Source organism: Streptomyces sp. NPDC085946, assembly GCF_044540485.1.
GTDB lineage: Bacteria > Actinomycetota > Actinomycetes > Streptomycetales > Streptomycetaceae > Streptomyces.
On sequence record NZ_JBITSF010000015.1, the window covers coordinates 152,811 to 173,377 of the forward strand.

The following is a 20,567-nucleotide window of genomic DNA, read 5'->3' on the forward strand; positions in this document are numbered from 1 at the left end:
CCAAGCGCGGCCGGGGCCCGACGGTCACGGACCGCGGAAGGTGGGGGAGCGGTTCGGGTCACCGCACGCTATGCGGGGGCCGTGGCACGCGGAGGGTTTTCCGTTGAACTTCCTGGCCGGGGCCCGCATCGCCGCCGATCAAGGAGGGGACGGGTGGTTCCCGTGCGACCCGGGTGACACGGGAGCCTGTCGCACCCCCGTCCCGCCCGGCACGCCGCTCACCCGTTCGCCGTACGGACGTCCGAGGGCGCGTCCACCGCTCAGCGCAGGTCGATCAACCGGTGCAGCGGGGTGCCGTACGCCCAACGCCTCAGCAGCCTGCCGTCCATCAGGCGGGTGTCGTCCCGGGCCCGCGCCCACCGCAGGTCCCGGTGGCTGAAGGTGCCGCGGTGCACGATCAGCCGCAGCGCGGGCCCGCCGCCCCCGTGGCGCGCCGGGCCGAGCGGCGGGTCCTCGTCCGGCAGCGGCTCGGCGACGGGACGGAACACCACCTCCAGCCGGTGCCCCCGGTCGTGGCGCGCCTGGATCCGGGGCCGGACGCCGCCGGCCGCCCGCCGCGCGGACCAGCCGTCCCGGCGGAGCATCCGGTACACGGCCAGCGCGAGACCGTCGGCGTCCAGCTCGGCGATCTCCTGCGGCGTGTAGTACCCGAGGCGCCGGCGCACCAGGGGACGGCGGCGCCCCACGACCACCGGCACGGTGACCGCCGCGACGGCCAGCACCGCCAGCGGCACGCCCGCGCCGAGGACCCGGGAGGCCACCGCGAGCCCGGCGGCCGTCCCGCCCGCCACGACGACCACCCCGGCCAGCGCCGGCAGCACCTCCCGCAGCTCGGGCCCGTACCGCCCCTGGGCGCGCAGCAGGCGCACCACCCGCCGCCGCCGGGCACCCCTCGACTCCTGACGGCCGGTCCCCAGGCGCCACCATGTCACCGGGCCAGCTCCCCCCACCCTCCGTCCGCGGGCGTTCGGACGGGACATACCCATCCGGTAGGCCGCAACCACCTTGCCCACGGCGCGAGTTGGCGCCCGGCGGGTTGACCCGGAGCCGCCCGGCGGGCCAGGTTGGCCGGTGAGGACGCGGACCGGCGGGGGCCGCCGAGGCGGGGGGCGGACATGAGGGCGATCGTCGTGGGAGCGGGCATCGGAGGGCTGACCGCGGCGGTGAGCCTGCGGCGTGCCGGGTACGAGGTCACGCTCGTGGAACAGGCGCCGCGCTTCACGGAGACGGGCGCGGGCATCCAGCTGGCGCCCAACGCCACGCGCGTGCTGCGGGCACTGGGACTGCTCGACGCGGTCGCGGACCGGTCCACCCGCCCGCCGTACATGAGCTTCCGCACCTGGTCCGACGGCACCGAGATCTGCCGCTACGCCCTCGGGCGCGCCGCCGAGGACGCGTTCGGGGCGCCCTACCTCCAGCTCCACCGGGCCGACCTGCACCGGGTGCTGACCGCGGCGGTGCCGCCCGGGTCGGTGCGCCTGGGCACCGAGGTCGTGGGCGTCGACCAGGACGACCGCTCCGCCCGGGTGACGACGGCGGGCGGGGAACACCTGCGGGCGGACCTGGTGGTGGCGGCGGACGGGGTGCGCTCCACCGTCCGGCGCCGGCTCTTCGGCGCGGACGAGGCGGTGTACTCCGGCAGCGCCGCCTACCGGGCGCTGCTCCCGGCCGCCGAGGTCGCCGACCTGGACCTGCCGGCCTACGCCGGCTGGCTCGGCCCGGGCCGGCACGTCGTCCACTACTGGGTGAGCCGGGGCGCACTGCTCAACGTCGTGGCCGTGTTCCGGGCGCCGGCGGCGCGCGAGTCGTGGACCGCCCGGGCGGAACCGGGCGAGCAATTGCGCGAGTTCGACGGGTGGGACCCCCGGGTGCTCGCGCTGCTCGAACGCGCGGGGCGGGTGTGGCGCTACGGCATCCACACCCGGGTCCCGCTCGCGCGGTGGAACGTCGGGCGGGTGACGCTGCTGGGCGACAGCGCCCACGCGATGGTGCCGTTCCAGGCGCAGGGCGCGGCGCAGGCGATCGTGGACGCGGCCGTGCTCGGCGACGCGCTCGCGGGCGCGGCACCGGCCGAGGTGCCCGAGGCGCTCGACCGCTATGTGCGGCGCCGGCGGGCGACCGCCACGAGCGTGCAGGCCGGTTCCGTGCGGGCGGGCGAGGACTACCACCTGCCCGACGGCCCCGAGGCCCGGGCGCGCGACGCCCGCATGGCGGCGTACGCGGCCGCACACGGCTTCAGTCCGCAGGCGAGCGCGTGGGGGGCCGACGCGGTGGACGGGCAGCCGGCTTCGTGACACCGGCCCGTCCGGCGTTCGGGGAGAGGCCGTTCGGACCGGAACGGGGCCGGGACGCGGCCCCCAGGGAGGGGCGCAGCCCTGCGGCGGCGCGGCGGCACTGAGCGGCTCACGCACCGGCCGCCGGGCGGGACGGCCGCGTCACCGCAGGACCAGCAGCACGGCCATCGCGACGAGCAGGGAGTCGATCCGGTCCAGGAGGCCGCCGGAGCCGGGCAGCCAGCGGCCCGCGTCCTTCGCCCGGACCCCCCGCTTGACCATGGACTCGACCAGGTCGCCCGCCGGGCCGCCGACCGCCACCGCCAGGGCCGTCGGCCAGGTCAGCGCGGACAGCACGGCCAGCACGCCGAGCCCCGCCGCGGCCCCGGCCACCGTGCCGCTCCACCGCTTGGCCGGCGACAGCGGCGACAGCCGCGGCCCGCCCAGCCGCCGGCCGGCGAAGTACGCCGTGATGTCGGCGACCGAGACCGCCAGGAACAGCACGAGCGCGCTCGCCCCGAGCGGCACCAGCGCGGCCAGCACACCCAGCCAGGCCAGCCCGAGCAGGCCGGCGCCGAGCCGGTGCAGGCCGTGGTCCGCGTCGCCGGCCAGGAGCGGGACCGCGGCCAGCGCCAGCGCGCCGACCGCGACCACCCGGAGCGTCTGCCCGGGCGCCAGCCAGGCGGCCAGCACCACGCCCGTCACCGCCCCGGCCAGGACGACCCGGTCGGCCCGCCCCAGCCGCACCAGGGCGCCGTACTCCAGCACCGCGACGATCCCGGCGACGACGGCGAGGGCCGCGGCGCCCGGGCGGCCCCACCAGAACGCGGCGGTCACCACGGGCACGCCGACCGCCCACGCGCACCAGCGGACGATCAGTTCCCGGCGCCGGGACACGGCCACCGCGAGCCCGCCGAACGCCAGCGCCCCGCCGAGGAAGGGCGCCAGGGAGGCGACGGAGGTCACCGGGCGGTTCCGGCGGCGACGCCGTCCGGGAGCCGCGCGCCGAGCGGGTCCGGACCCGGCCGCAGCGCCTCCAGAGCGGCCCGGCAGGCGGCCACGATCCGGGCGTTCCCGGCGGTGTCCCGGACCGCGACGCGCACGGTGCGCCCCTCGTAACGCGGCGACAGCGGCGACAGGTCGCGCAGGTACACGCCGTGGCGCCGGCACTCCTCCACCAGCCGCGCGGCACTCGGACCGCCGGGCGGCAGCGTGAGGGTCAGGAAGTTGGCCACGGCCTCCTCGACCTCCACCGCGTCGTCCAGTCCGGCCAGGCCGGCGGCGAGCTGCCGGCGCAGCGCGTGGGTGCGCCGCCAGCGGTCGCGGTAGTACGCCGGGTCCCGCAGCGCCGCCACCGCGGCCAGCTGGGCCGGGAGGCTGACCGGCCAGGGCGGCGTCCACCGGCGCAGCTCCGCCGCGGTGACCGGCTCGGCCACCAGGTACGCCGCGCGCATGCCGGACAGCGCGTACATCTTGGACAGCGAACTGCACACCACCACCCGCGGGTCGGTCGCGGCCAGGCCCGCCAGTGACTCGGCCGGGTCGACGTAGCCGAGGTACGCCTCGTCGATCCACCAGCGGGTCCCGGCCGGCGCGGCCTCGATCACCGGGCGCAGCTCCGCCGCCGGCAGGTGCCGTCCGGTCGGGTTGTTGGGGTTGACCACCACCACGAGGTCGTAGCGGCCGGACCCGACGGCGGCGGACAGGCGCTCCGGGTCGATGCGCCAGCCGTCCTCGCGGCGCAGCCGGAACCGGTCCACGGCGCATCCGATGACGCGCTCGGTGACGTGGGCGTACTCGCCGTAGCCCGGGTCCATGACCAGCACCCTGCTCGCCGGGGTCAGCCACCGGCCGAACGCCCTGAAGATCAGGTCGGAGGAGCCGGCGCCGACCGCGAGCGTGTCCGCCGGCAGCGCCCGGTCCGCGGCGATCTGCGCGACCAGCCCCTCGGCACCGGTCGGCGGCGACGTCCGGGCGGCCCACCCGGGATCCTCCGTGAGCGCGGCCCGTACACCGGGCGCGGGCGGGAACCAGGCGTCCAGCACGTCCGCCGCGACCACCCGCTCGCGCCGGTGCAGGGTGCGGAAGTCCGTGCCGACGGCGGTGAAGGAGGCACCGCCGTGCTCGCAGCCGTCCGGCCGGGGCGCGAACGGCACGTCCAGCCGCCAGTCCACGTCCGAGCGCAGCCGTCGCACGAGTGCGCCGAACCGGCCCAGGGAGAGACCGGTCAGCTCGCCCACGGCGCCGGCCAGCACCTCGAACGTCACCGCGCCGCTGCGGACGGTGCGGCCGACCGGGCGCAGGCCCGCGGCCAGGTACATGTCGAGCAGCTCGGTGCGGCCCATCGCCACGACCCGGCGCCCGCCCCGGGCGGCGATCCAGCGCAGCGCCGCGTACATCAGCAGCGGTGCCGCCGCGGTGGCCCGCCAGCGCGGTTCGACGGTGAGGATGCGCACCTCGAACGGGTCGTCCTCGTCGAGCAGCGGCAGCTCCTCGCGGGTGAGGTACTTGTCCAGCGCGTACCGCCCCACCCACGGCGGGGTCAGGCTGACGAAGCCGATGCGGGTCGCGCCGCGCGCCGCGACCAGGTAGACGTTGTCGCCGTCCAGTCCGTCGGTGAGCCGCCCGGCCGGGTCCGGCGCGTGCTGGCCCAGCTCCCGCGCGTACACCCGGTGGCGCAGTTCGTGGATCCAGTCGCGGTCCTGTGGGGTGGCGGCGCGCAGCTGCAGGGCGGAACTCATGGGGCTCCTCTGTGGGTCGGCAACGCGCCCATGATGAGGAGCGACGGGCCGCCCCCGTCAGGGCCGAGCGACACAGCGGACCTGAGTACGCGTACTCAGGCGCGGGCGGGACGGGCCCTCCGGGCACTGCGTCCCCGGCGCGGCGAGACCGGTCGCGGCGGGGTGTGGTCGTTTCGTGTGTGGTGTCCGGCATCGGTCGCCGCGGGATGCGGTCGCTTCGTACGCGGCGCCCGGCACCGACCGCCGCCGAGCCCAGGCACCCGTACGCGGTACCCCGCACCGGCCGCCCGGCATGCCGGGCGGCCCCGTCCCCGGCCCGCGGCTCGGCCGCCCCGGATTCCGGGACCCGGTACCACCTCAGGCGCTGCGCCCCGGATTTCGGACCCGGCACCACCTCAGGCGCTGCGCGGCGGCTTCCGGCCCGCAGCCTTCTTCGCGGTCCGCTTGGCCGCGCCCCCCTTCGCTGCCGGCTTCTCCGCCGGCTCCCCGTCCGCCTTCCGCCCCGTGGACCTCCCCGCCGCCGGCTTCCCGCCGGCGGCGGCCTTCCTCTTCGGCAGCTCGCTCACCCGCGCGTCCTCCCCGCGCGAGGCGCGCGCCTTGGCGACGGACTCCTGCAGCGCGGCCATCAGATCGACGACCCGGCCGGACCCGGCCCCCGCCCCCGCCGCGGCGGGCGGCTCCCGCCGCTCCCGCTTGGCCTCGATGACCTGGGCGACGGCCTCGGTGTACCGGTCCTGGAACTCCTCGCCGTCGAGGTCGTCACGGGTCATGGTGTCCATGAGGGCGAGCGCGCCCTCGATCTCGTCGTCGCCGACCTCGACGGGCGGCGGCAGCAGCTCGGCGGGGTCGCGGATCTCGTCCGGCCAGTGCATCGCGTGCAGCACGATCACGTCGTCCCGCACCCGCAGCAGGCCCAGCCGCTCCCGCCCCGACCAGGCGTACTTGGCGACGGCCACCTTCGCCGAGCGGGACAGGGCCTTCACCAGCAGCTTGTACGCCTTGAGGGCGACCTGGCCGGCCGGCCGGAGGTAGTAGCCCTCGCCGATGCGGATCGGGTCCACGGACTCCAGCGGGACGAACGCCTCGATCTCGATCGCCTTCGCCGTGGGCAGCGGCAGGTCCCGCAGGTCCTCGTCCGAGAGGGGCACGACCTGCGTCCTGGTCAGCTCGTAGCCCTTGCCGATCTCCTCGTTGGCGACCTCGCGGTTCTCGACCTCGCAGTACTTGCGCACCCGGACGCGGCTCATGTCGTGAAGGTGGTACTGGTGGAAGCGGATGCTGTGGTCCTCGGTGGCGTTGACCACGTCGACCGGCACGGTCACGAGGCCGAAGGAGATGGCTCCTGACCAGACGGTTCGGGGCATGGCAGACCTCCGCGTCGGCCCCGAGCAGCATCAGGGTACGAGCGCCGCGCCGGCCCCGCACACGGACGGCGGCCCGGGCGCACCCCGTCACCGGTCGGCCGCCGCACGGGCGGCACGAAGAGTTGTGACATGAGTCACAACACGAACACCTAGTGTCCACTAGGTGTTCGGATTCATCATCGAGCCGCGGCTGAAACGTTTCGTTCTCATCGCGTCCCCCATGGCCACTCCGTTGACGGCGCGGCTCTTCTTCGCCTCCTGCGCCCGGCTGATCCCCCGAAAGGAGCGGACTCGTGACACCGACGTCAGCGAGCCCCTCGCTCGATGCAGCACCCTCCCCGCACGGACACCGGTGGACCCCCCGTCTCGTGGGCGTGCTGATCGCCCTCATCTGGCCCACCCAGCTGCTGGTCACGGTGGGCATCCTCGGCTCCAACGCCACCGCCGACGTGGCGCAGAGCTTCCACACGACGCAGGTGGCCTGGTTCTCCCTGATCGTGACGCTGGTCTCCGCCCTGCTGAGCCCGTTCGTCATCAAGCTGGGCGACCTGTACGGCAAGAAGCGGATCATGCTCGGCATGATCGCCCTCGGCGTGGTGGGCGACGTCGTCGCGGCGACCGCGGGCAGCTTCGAGATGCTGCTGGTCGGCCGTGGTCTCGCCGCCTGCTACGGCCCCTTCCCGGCGCTCGCCTTCCCCGCGGTGCGGGACATCTTCCCCGGCAGGCTGGTCAAGTCCGCCAGCGGCATCCTGGGCAGCAGCCTAGGCCTGGTCGCCCTCGGCTCGCCCTTCCTGGCCGGCTGGCTGATCGACGGCTGGGGCTACCGGGGGGCCATGTGGTTCCTGGCCGCCGCCACCACCGTCTCCTTCGTGCTCGTGGCGACGCTCGTGCCCGAGACCCCGAGGCACGCCTTCGAGTCCGGCTTCGACTGGCTGGGCGGCATCGTCCTCGGCGGCGCCCTGGCCGTGCTCGTCTACGCCGTGGGCCAGGGCCAGTCCTGGGGCTGGGGCAGCGCGAAGACCCTGGCCTGGCTCGCGGTCGGCGCGGCCGCCCTGGCCGGGTTCCTCCTCGTGGAGCGGGCGAGCAGCCACCCCATCCTCGACCTGGGGGTGCTGCGCCGCCGCGCGGTCGTGACCACCGTCGTCTCCGGGGCCCTCGCCCAGGCGGTCGCCTACACCGCCCCCGTCGTCGCCATCCTGCTGGCGCTCTACCCGCACATCCCCGGCGTCTCCGCCGGCTTCGGCTGGACCGCGCAGCACAGCGCCACGGTCGGCGTCACCTGGAACCTGCTGCTGTTCGTCACCGGCCTGGTCGCCAGCCGCTTCCTGCGCGGTGCCGACACCCGCCCGGTCTGGTGGGCGGGACTCGCGACGATGGGCCTCGGCTACCTGCTGGCGGGCCTCTTCCACGCCGACGCGGTCCAGCTGACCTGGACGATGTGCGTGGCCAGCCTGGGCAGCGGCCTGGTCGTCGCCGCCGCGCCGGTGCTGGTCGTCGGCGCGGTCTCCCCGGACGAGCAGGGCCTGGGCAGCGGCATGCTCACCATGCTCACCCACGTCTTCGGCGCGGTGTTCAGCGCCGCGATGTTCGCCGCCCTCGCCTCCGACAGCACGGTCCTGAAGGGCACCGCGTTCTACGGCGACACCGGCTACACCTGGGCCTTCTGGGTCGGCGCCCTGCTCAGCCTGGTCGCCCTCGCCATCGGCCTGCTCATCCCCGCGCTGCGCGAACCCGAGGAGGAGGCCGAAGAGGCACCCGCCGCAGTCTGACGCACCCCCGTCCCGGTCCGGCCCGGCCACGCCCCGCGTGGCCGGGCCCTGAGGAAAGGCACCGATGTTGCACCACTGGACCGCCCAGGTCATCAGCCCCCGCCCGCCCGAGGGGGATCCGCCCGCCGACGCGGCGGCCCGCCCCGCCGTCCTGCTGCGCGGCGGGTTCGCCGTACGGTCCGGCGTGCGGGCGGCCCGGCTGACGGTCACCGCGCTGGGCGTCTACGAACTGGAGCTCAACGGCACCGTGGTCGGCGACCACGTCCTGGCCCCCGGCTGGACCAGTTACCGCCACCGGCACCGCTACCACTCCTTCGATGTGACCGGGCTGCTGCGCACCGGTGCCAACGCCTGGGGCGCCCACCTCGCGGACGGCTGGTACCGGGGCCGGCTCGGCTTCAACGGCGGGACCCGCGACATCTACGGCCCGGACACCGGCCTCCTCGCCGAACTGCGCGTCGAGTACGCCGACGGCACGGCCGAGACCGTCACCACCGGCCCCGACTGGCGCGCCTGCCACGGCCCGGTGCTCTCCGCCGGCCTGTACGAGGGCGAGCACCACGACGCGCGCCGCGAACAGCCCGGCTGGAGCGAGCCCGGCTTCGACGACTCCGCCTGGCACCCGGTGCGCGTCCTCGACTTCGACACCGCCGTCCTGTTCCCCGCCGACAGCCCGCCCGTCCGCCGCGTCGAGACCGTACGGCCCGTCGCCGTCACCGCCCTGCCCGGCGGCCGCTCCCTGCTGGACTTCGGGCAGAACCTCGTCGGGCGCCTGCGCATCCGGGTACGCGGCGAGGCCGGCCGGACCGTCACCCTGCGCCACGCCGAGGTCCTCGACGAGGACGGCGAGCTGTGCGTGCGGCCGCTGCGCACCGCCGTCGCCACCGACCGGTACACCCTGCGCGGCGACGCGGACGGCGAGGAGTGGGAGCCGCGCTTCACCTTCCACGGCTTCCGCTACGCCGAGGTCGACGGCTGGCCCGGCCCGGTGACGCCCGACGACGTCACCGCGGTCGTCCTCCACAGCGACCTGCGCCGCACCGGCTGGTTCTCCTGCTCCGACCCCGCCCTGGAGCGGCTGCACGAGAACGTCGTGTGGGGCATGCGCGGCAACTTCCTCGACGTGCCCACCGACTGCCCGCAGCGCGACGAGCGCCTCGGCTGGACCGGCGACGTGCAGGTCTTCGCCCCCACCGCCGCGTTCCTGTACGACGTGCGCGCCTTCCTGCGGTCCTGGCTGCGCGACCTGGCCGCCGACCAGGGCGAGGACGAGCACGGCATCCCGCCGGTGTTCACCCCCGACATCCCGGTCGTCGCCGACGTCCCGCTGCCGCCCGGCAACCCGCCGATGGCCGGCTGGTGCGACGCCGCCGTCATCGTGCCCTGGGTGCTGTACGAGCGCTACGGCGACACCGACGTGCTGCGCGCGCAGTACCCCTCGATGCGGGCGTGGGTCGACGCCGTCGAGCGGATCGCCGGGCCGGACCGCGTCTGGGGCGAGGGCTTCCAGTTCGGCGACTGGCTCGACCCCACGGCCCCTCCCGAGGACCCCGGCCGGGCCGTGACCCCCTCCGACCTCGTCGCCACCGCCTACTTCGCCCGCTCCGCCCGCCTGCTCGCCCGCAGCGCCGAGGTCCTCGGTGACCTCGACGACGCGGTGCGCCACCACGCCCTCGCCGACGCGGTGCGCGACGCCTTCCGCCGCCGCTTCCACGCGGGCGGCGGCCGGCTGACCGAGGAGACGCAGACCGCGTACGCCCTGGCCCTGAGCTTCGGCCTGCTGGAGGAGCCGGCCGAGCGGGCCGCGGCCGGCGACCGGCTCGCCGCCCTGGTCGCCGCACGCGGCCACCGCATCGGCACCGGCTTCCTCGGCACCCCCCTGGTGTGCGACGCGCTCACCGCCACCGGGCACCTGGACACCGCCTACCGGCTGCTGCTGGAGCGGTCCTGCCCGTCCTGGCTCTACCAGGTGGACATGGGCGCCACCACCGTCTGGGAACGCTGGGACAGCATGCTGCCCGACGGGCGCGTCAACCCCGGCGAGATGACCTCCTTCAACCACTACGCGCTGGGCGCGGTCGCCGACTGGCTCCACCGCACGGTCGCCGGTCTCGCCCCGGCCGCGCCCGGCTACCGCCGCCTGCTGGTCCGGCCCCGCCCGGGCGGCGGTCTGACCTGGGCGAAGGCCGCGCACGAGACGCCGTACGGCCGCGCCGAGGTCGCCTGGCGCCTCACCGGGCAGTTCCTGCTCGTCGACGTCCTGGTCCCGCCCGGCACCACCGCCGAGGTCCACCTGCCGGGCGCCGGGCCCGTCGAGGCCGGGCCGGGCCGCCACACCTTCCGCACCCCCCACCCCACCCCCACGCCCGCCGAGGAGCAGCAGTGACCCACCCGTACCAGGACCCCGCCCGCAGCGTGCGCGACCGCGTCGCCGACCTGCTGCCCCGGATGACGGTGGAGGAGAAGGCCGGACTGGTCTTCCACCACGCGATCGGTCCCGCCCCGCACGCCGCGCCCGCCGGACGCACCGCCGAGCAGATGCTCTCCGAGAGCCGGATGACGCACTTCAACGTCCTGGGCGCCGCCGCCCCGCGCGAGATGGCCGCCTTCCACAACCGGCTCCAGGAACTGGCCGCCCACACCCGGCTGGGCATCCCCGTCACCCTGTCCACCGACCCGCGGCACGCCTTCACCGACAACCCGGGCACCGCGATGATGGCCGGCCCGTTCTCCCAGTGGCCCGAGACGCTCGGCCTGGCGGCCGTGGGCGACGCCGACCTGGTGCGCCGGCACGCGGACACCGTGCGCCGCGAGTACCTGGCCGTCGGTCTGCGCGTCGCGCTGCACCCGCAGATCGACCTGGCCACCGAGCCGCGCTGGGCCCGCATCTCCGGCACCTTCGGCGAGGACGCCGACCTGACGTCCCGGCTCGTCGCCGCCTACATCGAGGGCCTGCGCGGACCGGGCGGCGGTCTCGGACCGGACAGCGTCGCCGCGATGGTCAAGCACTTCCCCGGCGGCGGCCCGCAGAAGGACGGCGAGGACCCGCACTTCCCCTACGGCAAGGAGCAGGTCTACCCGGGCGGCTTCTTCGACTACCACCTCAAGCCGTTCGAGGCGGCCGTCGCCGCCGGGGCGACCCAGATGATGCCGTACTACGGCAAGCCCGTCGGCACCGACCACGAGGAGGTCGGCTTCGGCTTCAACCGGGGCGTCATCACCGGCCTGCTGCGCGAGAAGCTCGGCTTCGACGGCATCGTCTGCACCGACTGGGGCCTGGTCACCGACCAGCTCGTCCTGGGGGAACCGCACCTGGCCCGCGCCTGGGGCGTGGAGGACCTGACCCCGGCCGAACGCGTCCTGCGGATCTTCCACGCGGGCGCCGACCAGATCGGCGGCGAGTCCTGCTCCGAGCTGGTCGCCGACCTCGTCCGGCACGGACAGCTGGAGGAGTCCCGCCTGGACGCCTCGGTCGCCCGGCTGCTCGCCGAGAAGTTCCGCCTCGGCCTGTTCGACGAGCGCCGCTACGTCGACGTGGACGCGGCCGAGGCCGTCGTCGGCCGTGCCGACTTCCGCGCCGCGGGCGAGGCCGCCCAGCGCTCCGGCCTCACACTGCTCAAGAACGGCGACGCGCTGCTGCCGCTCACCGGCACCCCGCGGCTGTACGTCGAGGGCGTCGACCCGGCCGTCGCCGCCGAGTACGCCCCGCTCGTCGACGACCCCGCCGACGCCGACCTCGCGGTGCTGCGGCTGGCCACCCCCTACGAGCCGCGGCCCGGCCTGTTCGAGTCCTTCTTCCACGCCGGGCGGCTCGACTTCGCCGAGGACCGGCTGAAGGAGATCCTGACGCTGCTGGACACGGTGCCCACCGTGGTGGCCGTCCACCTGGAACGGCCGGCCGTCATCCCGGAGATCGCCGACCGCTGCGCGGCCCTGCTCGCCGCGTTCGGCGCGGGCGACCGGGCGCTGCTGGACGTCCTGTTCGGCCGGGCCGAGCCCCTGGGGCGGCTGCCGTTCCAGCTGCCGCGGTCGATGGCCGAGGTCGTGGCCGGCCGGCCCGACGTGCCGCAGGAGAGCCGCGACCCGCTGTTCGCGTTCGGCCACGGCCTGCGCTACCGCGCGTAGGAGGCGAGCGGGGCGGGGCCGCGGCCCCGCCCCGCTCCACAGTCCCTTGCCGTCGGCCGCTACAGCCCCTTGCCGTCGGCGGAGATCGCCCGCATCAGGTGGTCCAGGTGCGAGCGCATGACCCCGACGAGGTCGAAGGCACGGCCGCTGGCCAGCCACTGCAACCGCAGTCCCGCGTCGACGGCCGCGCACTCGCGGGCGATCGCCTCGTGGTCCAGGTCCGGCTTGAGCTCCCCGGTTTCGCTCGCGGCGCGCAACCGGTCGGTGAGCTCCCGGACGCCCTTCTCCTGCCACTGCGTGAAGAAGTCGTGGGCGGGGTGGCCGGCGGCGGTGGCCTCGGCCGCGAGCACCACGGACAGCTCGACGATGCCCGGCATGCGCAGCGCGTCCTCCATGTCCTCGACATGGCAGCGGAACGCCGCGCGCACCGAGTCGGGGACGCGCCGCCAGCGCTCGTCCAGCTGGTGGTGCCAGTACTCCACGACCGCCTGGAGCAGCTGCTGCTTGCCGCCGAAGTGGTGCAGCAGCCCCGCGTCGGTGATCCCGGCGTCCCGCGCGACCCGGGCCAGCGAGGTGTTGTGGTAGCCGTCCTGGCCGAACCGCTTCATGGCCGCTTCCAGGATCTGCGGTCGCCTCGCCTGTCCCGCCGCGTAGGCGCCGCGCGGCCCTCTAGGTGTCCCCATGGGGACAACGGTAACGGGCACCCGCCCGGCCATGATCGGCCACCCGCACCGGCACCCCCGCCCGGGCCGCCGCCGCGCCGCGCCGGCCCCGCGGATAGCTTGGGTCCGGACGGCGGACACGACACGGGGGTACGGCATGACGGACGACGACGGGGCGACGGGACCGCGCCGGGCGGCGCCCGGCCACCCGCACGGCGACCTGAGCTACGGCACTCCCGGCGCGACCTCCCCGGGCGCCCTGATCTGGCCCCGGACCCCGTCCGGCTTCCGCCGCTTCGAGAGGACGGTGCCGATCGGCCGGGGCGAGCACGTCTGGACGGCCGCCGCGCGGGCCGTGGCGCGGTGGGAGGTCAAGACGCGCAGCGGCTTCACCGTCACCGCCGACGACGGGGCGGACGCGGCGGTGCGCCGGGGCGGGCGCTACACCGTCACCGCGGGCCTCGGCCCGCTCGCCGTCCGGGAGCCCGTCGAGGTCGTCGCCGTGGTCGGGACGCCGGACCGCTGCGGCTTCGCCTACGGCACCCGCCACGGGCACCCGGTCAGCGGGGAGGAGGCCTTCGTCGTGCACCGGGACCACGAGGGCCGCGTCTTCCTGACCCTGCGGTCCCTGACCAGGGCGGCTCCGGCGGGCCCGTGGCGGCTCGCGTTCCCGCTCCTCCTGCTGGCGCAGCGCCGCGTCCGCGGGCGGTACCTGCGTGCGCTGCCGTAGACGGCTGCCACGGCCCAAGGGCTGTGGCGGCGCTGGAGGCGGGCACCCGGGGGAAGAAGCGTCGGTGGCGTGAGCGGTGCCGGCCGGAGTGCGGAGGAGCCGGGCGATGGACGAGACGTACGCGCGGACGTACCCCCCGGCCCCCTGGCACCTGCGCGGAACCATGTACGCGGCCCTGTGGCGGCTGCCCGGCCGGCTGCTGCCCGGCCACTGGGAGCTGCCGGAACCGGCGCGCCCGCTGCTCGTCGGGCGGCACGCCCTGGTGGTGACGGCCTGGGTGGACTACCGGCCCGGCGGCACCCTGGCCTACCGCGAACTCCTGGTGGCCCTCGCCGTCCGTGAGCGGTGGCGCGTCGCGGCCTGCGCGGTGGAGGCGTGGGTGGACGACGAGCGGTCCCTGGCCGGCGGACGGGCCCTGTGGGGCGTGCCCAAGCGGCCGGGCTCCTTCGCCTTCGCCGCTCCCTCGCCCCGCGGGACGGTGCGCACCGGCCTGTTCCCCGACGGCCGGGCCGCCACCGGGGACGCGGGCGCGCCGGTGACCGCCTGGCACCAGGACCTGCTGCGCCTCCCGGGCCCGCTGCCCGCACGGGGCCGGCTGCTCCAGCCCGCCCCCGGCCCGCCGGGCGGCCGGCGCACGCTCAGGGTCCCGTTGCGGCTGACGGGCAGGGTGCGTCTGGGCCGGGCCCGTCTGGCGGCCCGTCCCGGCGGGCCGCTCGCCTTCCTCGCCGGGCGCACTCCGCTGCTGGCCCTGTCCGTCCGGGACTTCCGCTTCACGGTCGGACGGGCCGGCTCCTGACCCGCGCGCGCCGGACGGACACCGTCCGGCCGGGGCCGGCCGTCAGGAGACCGGCGCGGACCGCGACGGCCGGCCCCGGGAAGGCCGGCGGGCAGAGCCTGACCGCCGGGGGCACCGGCCGGCCCGTCGTCACAGTCCCCCGCCGTCCGTGAGGACGGTGCGGGCGATGCGGTCGGCGTGGGTGCGGACGGCGTCGGCGAGGTCCAGCGTGCCCCCGGAGATCACCCACTGGAGCTGCAGGCCGTCGCTGACGGCGATGCACTCCCGCGCCACCGCGTGGCAGTCGGTGTCCGCCCGCAGCGTGCCCCGGTCCACGGCGCCGCGCAGCTGCCGGGCCAGTGCCTCGACGGCGCTCCGGTAGCGCTCCGCGAAGAGGGCGTGCGCGGCGCCGGAGGGGTCGGCCGCCTCGGCGGACGTGAGGACGAACAGCTCGATCAGGCCCGGTTCGGCGAGGTGGCGTTCGGTGGCCTCGACCATCGCCCGCAGGACCGTACGGCCGTCGGCGTCCTGCGGCAGGTGCGCCCACCACTGGGCCTCTGCCGTGAAGCGGTGCTCCATCACGGCGAGCAACAGGTGCTTCTTGCTGGGGAAGTGGTGCAGCAGGCCGCCCTCGGTGATGCCGACGTCCTCGGCGATCCGGTTCAGCGCCGTGCGGTGGTAGCCCTCCTGGGCGAATCGCTGCGCCGCCGCTTCGACGATCTTCCGGCGCCGGGCGATGCCGACCGAGTAGCTGCCGCGCCGGCTTCGGGTGCTGCTGGTCATGGCGTTCACCGTAGTCGCCGCGCCCCGGCGGGGGACCGGCCGGTGCCCTCGCGGCGACGGGTGTGATGTTGATCACTCGCTGAAAACATAGCGCACTCGGTTTTCACTCCGCATCATCGAGCGGACTCCTCGGCGTGACGAAGCGCCGACCTCTCCCCGGAGCGACCATGAACACAGCGCCCGACCCGACGCCGTCCTCCGCGCCGGCCACCACGCCCCCCGGCCCCGGCCCGGCCCGCCCCGCCTCCGACGGCTCCCGCTGGAGCGCCGCCGAACTGCGCCGGCTGGCCGCCCTCGTCTGGCCCGGCCAGCTCCTCGTGGTGGCCGGCATCATCGCCGCCAACGCCCAGCCGCAGATCGCCCAGCACTTCCACACCACGCAGATCGCCTGGTTCGGCCTGTCGTTCACCCTGGCGACCGTCGTGGCCACACCGTTCGCGGTACGGCTGGGCGACCTGTACGGGAAGCGGCGCGTCATGCTCGTCCTGGCCGCGCTGGGGCTGGTCGGAGACGTCGTCACCGTGGTGGCGCCCACCTACCCCGTGATGGTCCTCGGCCGCGTCGTCGGCGGCCTGTACGGTCCCGTCGCGGTCCTCGTGCTGGCCGCGGTCCGCGATCTGTTCCCGCCCCGCAAGGTCGCCCTGGCCCTCGGCACCGTCGCCGGTTCGGTCGGTGTGCTCAGCCTGCTCGCGCCCCTGCTGTCGGGCTGGCTGCTGGACGCCTTCGGCTGGCGCGGCGCGCTGTGGTTCCTGGTCGTCTCCACCGTCGTCGCCCTCGCCACCCTGCTCGCCGTGCCCGAGACCCCGCGGCGGGCCGTGACCGGACGGCTGGACTGGGCCGGCGCCCTGCTGCTGGGCGGCGGGCTCGCCCTGGTGGTCTTCGGGATCGGCCAGGGCCGTGACTGGGGCTGGGGCTCGGCGGGCGTCCTGACCGCCGTCCTCACGGGCGCGGCCGCCCTGGCCGTGTTCGCCGTCGTCGAACTGCGCGTCGCCGCCCCGATCCTCGACCTGCGCATGCTGGGACGCCGCTCCCTGTCGACCGTGCTGCTGGGCTCCTCCGTGCCGCAGGCGGCCTTCTTCGCCTCGCAGGCCGTCCTGATCTTCCTCGCGCTCTTCCCGCCCATCCCGCACGTCTCCGACGGTCTCGGCTGGTCCACCACCCGCATCGCCCTCGTCGGCGTCCCCGCCGGACTCGTCACCTTCGCCGCCGGCGTCGGCGTGGGCCGGGCCGTGCGCACCGTCAGCCCGCGCGCCGTCTGGTACGCCGGACTCGTCCTCCTCGCCGCCGGCCTCGTCCTGGCCGCCTTCTACCACCGCGACACCGCCCAGATCATCGCCACCGGCGTGGTCATGGGACTGGGCGGCGGCATCCTGATGGCCGGTCAGCAGGCCATGATCGTGTCGGTGGTCTCCGCCGACGAGCAGGCCGCCGCCAACGGCCTTTCCTCCCTGCTGACCCAGGTCTTCCTGGCCCTGACCAACCAGATGCTCTACGCGGTCCTGGCCGCGGACTCCACCGTGCTGGAGGGCACCGCCTTCTACCACGACCAGGCCTTCACCAACGCCTACCTGGCCATGGCGGCGGTCGTCACCGTGGGCCTGCTGATCTCCCTGGCCATCCCGGGACTGGCCCGGCCCGCGGACGCCGCCGCCGGCGACCCCCGTCCCGCGGACACCGCCCCCGCGGGCGCTCCCGGCACCGCGGCGGCCGACGGCGCCCGCACCGCCTGACCGCACCCCGCACCACCCACCCCCACCTGTCCGCCGAAAGGACCTCCCGTGCATCCCGCCCGCCCCACCCACCTGCGCGTCGAACACCTCGACAGGCCCCTGGGCATCGACCTCGCCCGGCCCCGCCTGTCCTGGCGACTGCCGCACGGCTCCCGCACGCAGTACGCGTACCGGGTGGCGGCGGGCCCCTGGGACTCGGGCCGGGTCCGGTCGGCGGCCAACACCTACCTCCGCTACGGCGGCCCCGCCCTCGCACCGGCCACCCGGACCGCCTGGCGGGTCAAGGTGTGGACCGACCTCGGCGAGAGCGACTGGTCGGAGGAGTCCTGGTGGGAGACCGGACCGTTCCCGCCGCGGGAGTGGCGGGCCCGGTGGATCGAGCCGGCCGAGGCGGAACCCGCCCCGGCCGGCCGCCGCCCCGCCCACCTGCTGCGCCACGCCTTCACCCTCGGCAAGCCGGTACGCGAGGCCCGCCTGTACGCCACCGCCCACGGCGTGTACGAGGCCCACCTCAACGGCCACCGGGTCGGGGACCTGGAACTCACGCCCGGCTTCACCGCCTACCGCGCCCGCCTCCAGGTGCAGACCTACGACGTCACCGCACTGCTCGCCCCGGGCGCCAACGCCCTCGGGGCCGTCCTCTCCGACGGCTGGTTCCGCGGCCGGCACGGCTTCACCCGCGAGGCCGACGGCTTCGGCACCCGCACCGCCTTCCTGGCCCGGCTGACCGTCACCCACCCCGACGGCACCACGACCGTGCTGGGCACCGGACCCGGCTGGCGCAGCACCCCCTCGGCCGTCACCGCGGCCGACCTCATGGACGGCCAGGAGACGGACCTGCGCGCCCACGACCCGCGCTGGTCGACGGCCGCCTTCGACGACCGCCACTGGGACCGGGCGGCCCCCGCCGACGGCGGGCTCTACGACGACACCGGCCGCCTCGTCGGCCCCCTCGCCCCGCCCGTGCGCCGGGTCGAGGAGATCCGGCCCGTCGCGGTGACCCGGCCGCGGCCCGGCCGGCACGTGGTGGACCTGGGGCAGAACATCAACGGCTGGGTGCGCCTGGACCGGCTCGGCCCGGCCGGCACCCGCCTCACCCTGGTGCACGGCGAGGCCCTCGACGAACGGGGCGACGTCACCACCGAGAACATCCGCGCCTTCGACTTCGCCACCGGCCGGCCCCTGCCGGCCGGCCAGACCGACACCGTCGTGTCCGCCGGCCGCCCCGGGGAGTCCTTCGAGCCGCGCCACACCACCCACGGCTTCCGCTACGTCCGCGTCGAGGGCCACCCCGGCCCCCTCACCCCGGACGACGTCACCGGGATCGTCGTCCACAGCGACCTCACCCGCACCGGCTGGTTCACCACGAGCGACGACCGCCTCGTCCGGCTCCACGAGGCCGCCGTCCGGAGCCTGCGCGGCAACATGTGCGACGTCCCCACCGACTGCCCGCAGCGCGAACGAGCCGCCTGGACCGGCGACTGGCAGGTCTTCGCCCCCACCGCCGCCTACCTGTACGACGTCGCCGGCTTCACCGCCAAGTGGCTGCGCGACCTGGCCGCCGACCAGTGGGCCGACGGCACCGTGCCCAACTTCGTGCCCGACCCCGCCGACGAGGAGACCCGCAGGCGCTCGCCCGAGGGCGGCATGAACGGTTCGGCCGGCTGGGGCGACGCCGCGGTCATCGTGCCCTGGGAGATGTGGCGCGCCTACGGCGACCTGGACCTGCTGCGCACGCAGTACCCGTCGATGCGGGCCTGGGTGGAGTACGCCGCGCGCCGGGCCCGCACCCGCCGCCACCCCGACCGCGCCGCCGCACGTCCCCGGGCCGCCGCGCACGAGGAGTTCCTGTGGGACACCGGATTCCACTTCGGCGAGTGGCTGGAGCCCGGCGTCGCCCCCGACCTGGACCCCACCCGGGACCGCGGCGACGTCGCCACCGCCTACCTGCACCGCTCGGCCGACCTGCTCGCCCGCACCGCGGCCCTGCTCGGCCTCCAGGAGGACGAGGCCCGCTACCGGCGCCTCGCCGACGGCGCCCGCACCGCTTGGCGGGCCGAATACCTCACCGCCGAAGGCACCACCGTGCCCGACACCCAGGCCACCCTCGTCCGCGCCCTGGCCTTCGGCCTCGTCCCGGACCGCCTCCGTACCGCCGCGGCCGACCGCCTCGCCGCGCTGGTGCGCGCGGCCGGCACCCACCTGACCACCGGCTTCCTCACCACCGGCCTGCTGCTGCCGGTCCTCGCCGACCACGGCCACCTCGGTCTCGCCTACGCCTTGCTCACGCAGTCCACCCCACCCTCCTGGCTGGCCCCCCTGGACAAGGGCGCCACCACCATCTGGGAGGACTGGCACGGCGTCGACGAACGGGGCCGCCCCAAGATGTCGTACAACCACTACAGCAAGGGCGCGGTCGTCTCCTTCCTGCACCAGTACGTCGCCGGCATCCGCCTGCCGCGCACCCCGGGTGCGGACGCCGCGGGGTACCGGCGTTTCACGATCGCGCCCCGGCCCGGCGGCGGACTCACCTCGGCCGAGGCCCGCCACGACTCCCTGCACGGCCCGGTCACCAGCCGATGGCGGCACCAGGGCGACGACTTCACCCTCACCGTGGGGATCCCGCCGGGCACGGAGGCCGAGATCCGCCTCCCCGGGGCCGGGCACGCGCCCCTGCGGGCGGCCCCCGGCACGCACACGTACACCGTCGCCCTGCCCCGCGGACGCGAGGACGACCCGGCGCCCCGGCCGCAGGAGGCCCGCTAGCTCGCCAGCACCTGCTGCGGGCCCATCACCACGACCGGCCTCTTGTCCGGGTCCAGGGCCCGCAGCAACGCGCGCATGTGGTCCTCGTGCAGGGAGAGGCAGGCGTTGGTGGGCGCGCCGTGGTCCACGTGGATCCACACGCCGCCGCCCTTGTCCTCGCCCATCGGCCGTGTCCCGTCCATGGGGGTGGTGCCGGGCACGCGGTTGTAGTCGATGGCCACCACGTAGTCGAACGAGCCCTCCAGCGGCTCGCCCAGGTGCCCGGTCCCGTCGATCGCGTACTCGGGGTCGTGGTCGTAGGGCAGCCTGGTCCCCGGGTCGGGCAGCCGGCCCCCGGCGTCGCTGAGCCCGAAGACGCCGATGGGCGTGCGCAGGTCGCCCACGCGGTGGTCGTGGCTCCAGCCGCGCAGGCCGTTGTGGACCGGCCAGGGACCGGCGGCGGAACGCCAGCCCTGCGAGGGATGCCGTTCGTACAGGACGGCCACGGCCTTTCCGGTGTCCTGCGTCCGGCCCGTCACGACGAGGACCTGCCGGCTGACGTCCGGGACGCGTGCCCGCATGGCGGGCCCCAGTCCGGGGAGGTGACGGACGGACGAGTCCGGGGGAGCGGGGCGCGCGGACGCCGGCCGTGTCGCGGAGCTGCCGGACGCCACCGGGCCCGGCGAGGAGGACTGCTGCGCCTGCTGCGCGCAGCCGGTCCCGAGCACGCCCGCGCACACCACGGCGCCGACGGCGAGGGCCGAGGACTTCCTGACGGTCATATCCATCTCCGATTCCTTGCGTGGACTACTCATTGGTTGACCACTGCGGAATCGGTTCTGCCGTCCCCCTGCACACCTCCCTCGTACG

The 20,567-nt window shown here is 75.9% G+C and carries 15 protein-coding genes; 8 read left to right on the top strand and 7 right to left on the bottom strand.

Going from position 1 to position 20,567, the window contains the following annotated elements; translation table 11 throughout:
- Nucleotides 1-260: 260 nt before the first annotated feature.
- Nucleotides 261-932, bottom strand: coding sequence for a hypothetical protein (locus ACIF8T_RS27100; protein WP_400038712.1), 672 nt, complete (start codon nt 930-932; stop codon nt 261-263).
- Nucleotides 933-1,115: 183 nt separating this feature from the next.
- Here ACIF8T_RS27100 and ACIF8T_RS27105 point away from each other — a divergent pair, with 183 nt between their 5' ends.
- Nucleotides 1,116-2,294, top strand: a complete 1,179-nt coding sequence (locus ACIF8T_RS27105; RefSeq protein WP_400038713.1) for an FAD-dependent monooxygenase — start codon at nt 1,116-1,118, stop codon at nt 2,292-2,294.
- Nucleotides 2,295-2,435: 141 nt separating this feature from the next.
- Here the strand turns inward: ACIF8T_RS27105 and ACIF8T_RS27110 are convergent, their stop codons facing one another.
- The 3 genes from ACIF8T_RS27110 to ACIF8T_RS27120 all read right to left on the bottom strand — a co-directional run bounded on the left by ACIF8T_RS27110 (nt 2,436) and on the right by ACIF8T_RS27120 (nt 6,378).
- Nucleotides 2,436-3,239 (bottom strand): phosphatidate cytidylyltransferase, encoded by an 804-nt coding sequence (locus tag ACIF8T_RS27110; RefSeq protein WP_400038714.1) that lies wholly within the window; start codon nt 3,237-3,239, stop codon nt 2,436-2,438.
- Entirely contained in the window at nt 3,236-5,014 is a 1,779-nt protein-coding gene (locus ACIF8T_RS27115) for an aminotransferase class I/II-fold pyridoxal phosphate-dependent enzyme (protein WP_400038715.1), read from the bottom strand. Before ACIF8T_RS27115 ends, ACIF8T_RS27110 begins: the two co-directional genes overlap by 4 nt.
- Nucleotides 5,015-5,409: 395 nt before the next feature.
- Nucleotides 5,410-6,378, bottom strand: coding sequence for a Ku protein (locus ACIF8T_RS27120; RefSeq protein ID WP_400038716.1), 969 nt, complete (start codon nt 6,376-6,378; stop codon nt 5,410-5,412).
- 293 nt (nt 6,379-6,671) lie between these two features.
- On the opposite strand from ACIF8T_RS27120, the gene ACIF8T_RS27125 reads away from it, so the two are divergent.
- The 3 genes from ACIF8T_RS27125 to ACIF8T_RS27135 all read left to right on the top strand — a co-directional run bounded on the left by ACIF8T_RS27125 (nt 6,672) and on the right by ACIF8T_RS27135 (nt 12,272).
- Nucleotides 6,672-8,147, top strand: a complete 1,476-nt coding sequence (locus tag ACIF8T_RS27125) for an MFS transporter (protein WP_400038717.1) — start codon at nt 6,672-6,674, stop codon at nt 8,145-8,147.
- A 64-nt stretch (nt 8,148-8,211) separates the two neighbouring features.
- Nucleotides 8,212-10,533 (top strand): family 78 glycoside hydrolase catalytic domain, encoded by a 2,322-nt coding sequence (locus ACIF8T_RS27130; protein ID WP_400038718.1) that lies wholly within the window; start codon nt 8,212-8,214, stop codon nt 10,531-10,533.
- Nucleotides 10,530-12,272, top strand: a complete 1,743-nt coding sequence (locus tag ACIF8T_RS27135) for a glycoside hydrolase family 3 N-terminal domain-containing protein (RefSeq protein ID WP_400038719.1) — start codon at nt 10,530-10,532, stop codon at nt 12,270-12,272. Before ACIF8T_RS27130 ends, ACIF8T_RS27135 begins: the two co-directional genes overlap by 4 nt.
- Nucleotides 12,273-12,331: 59 nt before the next feature.
- Here the strand turns inward: ACIF8T_RS27135 and ACIF8T_RS27140 are convergent, their stop codons facing one another.
- Complete coding sequence (locus ACIF8T_RS27140; protein ID WP_400038720.1) at nt 12,332-12,955, bottom strand: TetR/AcrR family transcriptional regulator; 624 nt, start codon at nt 12,953-12,955, stop codon at nt 12,332-12,334.
- Between the two features lie 136 nt (nt 12,956-13,091).
- On the opposite strand from ACIF8T_RS27140, the gene ACIF8T_RS27145 reads away from it, so the two are divergent.
- Nucleotides 13,092-13,664, top strand: coding sequence for a DUF1990 family protein (locus ACIF8T_RS27145; protein WP_400038721.1), 573 nt, complete (start codon nt 13,092-13,094; stop codon nt 13,662-13,664).
- A 106-nt stretch (nt 13,665-13,770) separates the two neighbouring features.
- Nucleotides 13,771-14,460: an acetoacetate decarboxylase family protein gene (locus ACIF8T_RS27150; protein ID WP_400038722.1), complete on the top strand. Its 690-nt coding sequence runs from the start codon at nt 13,771-13,773 to the stop codon at nt 14,458-14,460.
- A 129-nt stretch (nt 14,461-14,589) separates the two neighbouring features.
- Here the strand turns inward: ACIF8T_RS27150 and ACIF8T_RS27155 are convergent, their stop codons facing one another.
- On the bottom strand, nt 14,590-15,222 hold the full coding sequence (locus ACIF8T_RS27155) for a TetR/AcrR family transcriptional regulator (RefSeq protein WP_400038723.1): 633 nt from the start codon (nt 15,220-15,222) through the stop codon (nt 14,590-14,592).
- 167 nt (nt 15,223-15,389) lie between these two features.
- Between ACIF8T_RS27155 and ACIF8T_RS27160 the strand changes: the two genes are divergently transcribed.
- Entirely contained in the window at nt 15,390-16,952 is a 1,563-nt protein-coding gene (locus ACIF8T_RS27160; RefSeq protein WP_400038724.1) for an MFS transporter, read from the top strand.
- Between the two features lie 48 nt (nt 16,953-17,000).
- Nucleotides 17,001-19,718, top strand: coding sequence for a family 78 glycoside hydrolase catalytic domain (locus tag ACIF8T_RS27165; RefSeq protein WP_400038725.1), 2,718 nt, complete (start codon nt 17,001-17,003; stop codon nt 19,716-19,718).
- On the opposite strand, the gene ACIF8T_RS27170 is transcribed toward ACIF8T_RS27165, so the two are convergent.
- On the bottom strand, nt 19,715-20,479 hold the full coding sequence (locus ACIF8T_RS27170) for a L,D-transpeptidase family protein (RefSeq protein ID WP_400038786.1): 765 nt from the start codon (nt 20,477-20,479) through the stop codon (nt 19,715-19,717). The genes ACIF8T_RS27165 and ACIF8T_RS27170 overlap by 4 nt on opposite strands.
- Nucleotides 20,480-20,567 lie beyond the last annotated feature (88 nt).

Bases quoted from the DNA above. Each gene is read 5' to 3' on its own strand.
- ACIF8T_RS27150 (WP_400038722.1), top strand. From the start codon at position 13,771: ATGGACGAGACGTACGCGCGGACGTACCCCCCGGCCCCCTGGCACCTG.
- ACIF8T_RS27155 (WP_400038723.1), bottom strand. From the start codon at position 15,222: ATGACCAGCAGCACCCGAAGCCGGCGCGGCAGCTACTCGGTCGGCATC.
- ACIF8T_RS27140 (WP_400038720.1), bottom strand. From the start codon at position 12,955: ATGGGGACACCTAGAGGGCCGCGCGGCGCCTACGCGGCGGGACAGGCG.
- ACIF8T_RS27120 (WP_400038716.1), bottom strand. From the start codon at position 6,378: ATGCCCCGAACCGTCTGGTCAGGAGCCATCTCCTTCGGCCTCGTGACC.
- ACIF8T_RS27105 (WP_400038713.1), top strand. From the start codon at position 1,116: ATGAGGGCGATCGTCGTGGGAGCGGGCATCGGAGGGCTGACCGCGGCG.
- ACIF8T_RS27170 (WP_400038786.1), bottom strand. From the start codon at position 20,479: ATGACCGTCAGGAAGTCCTCGGCCCTCGCCGTCGGCGCCGTGGTGTGC.
- ACIF8T_RS27115 (WP_400038715.1), bottom strand. From the start codon at position 5,014: ATGAGTTCCGCCCTGCAGCTGCGCGCCGCCACCCCACAGGACCGCGAC.
- ACIF8T_RS27160 (WP_400038724.1), top strand. From the start codon at position 15,390: ATGAACACAGCGCCCGACCCGACGCCGTCCTCCGCGCCGGCCACCACG.
- ACIF8T_RS27145 (WP_400038721.1), top strand. From the start codon at position 13,092: ATGACGGACGACGACGGGGCGACGGGACCGCGCCGGGCGGCGCCCGGC.
- ACIF8T_RS27130 (WP_400038718.1), top strand. From the start codon at position 8,212: ATGTTGCACCACTGGACCGCCCAGGTCATCAGCCCCCGCCCGCCCGAG.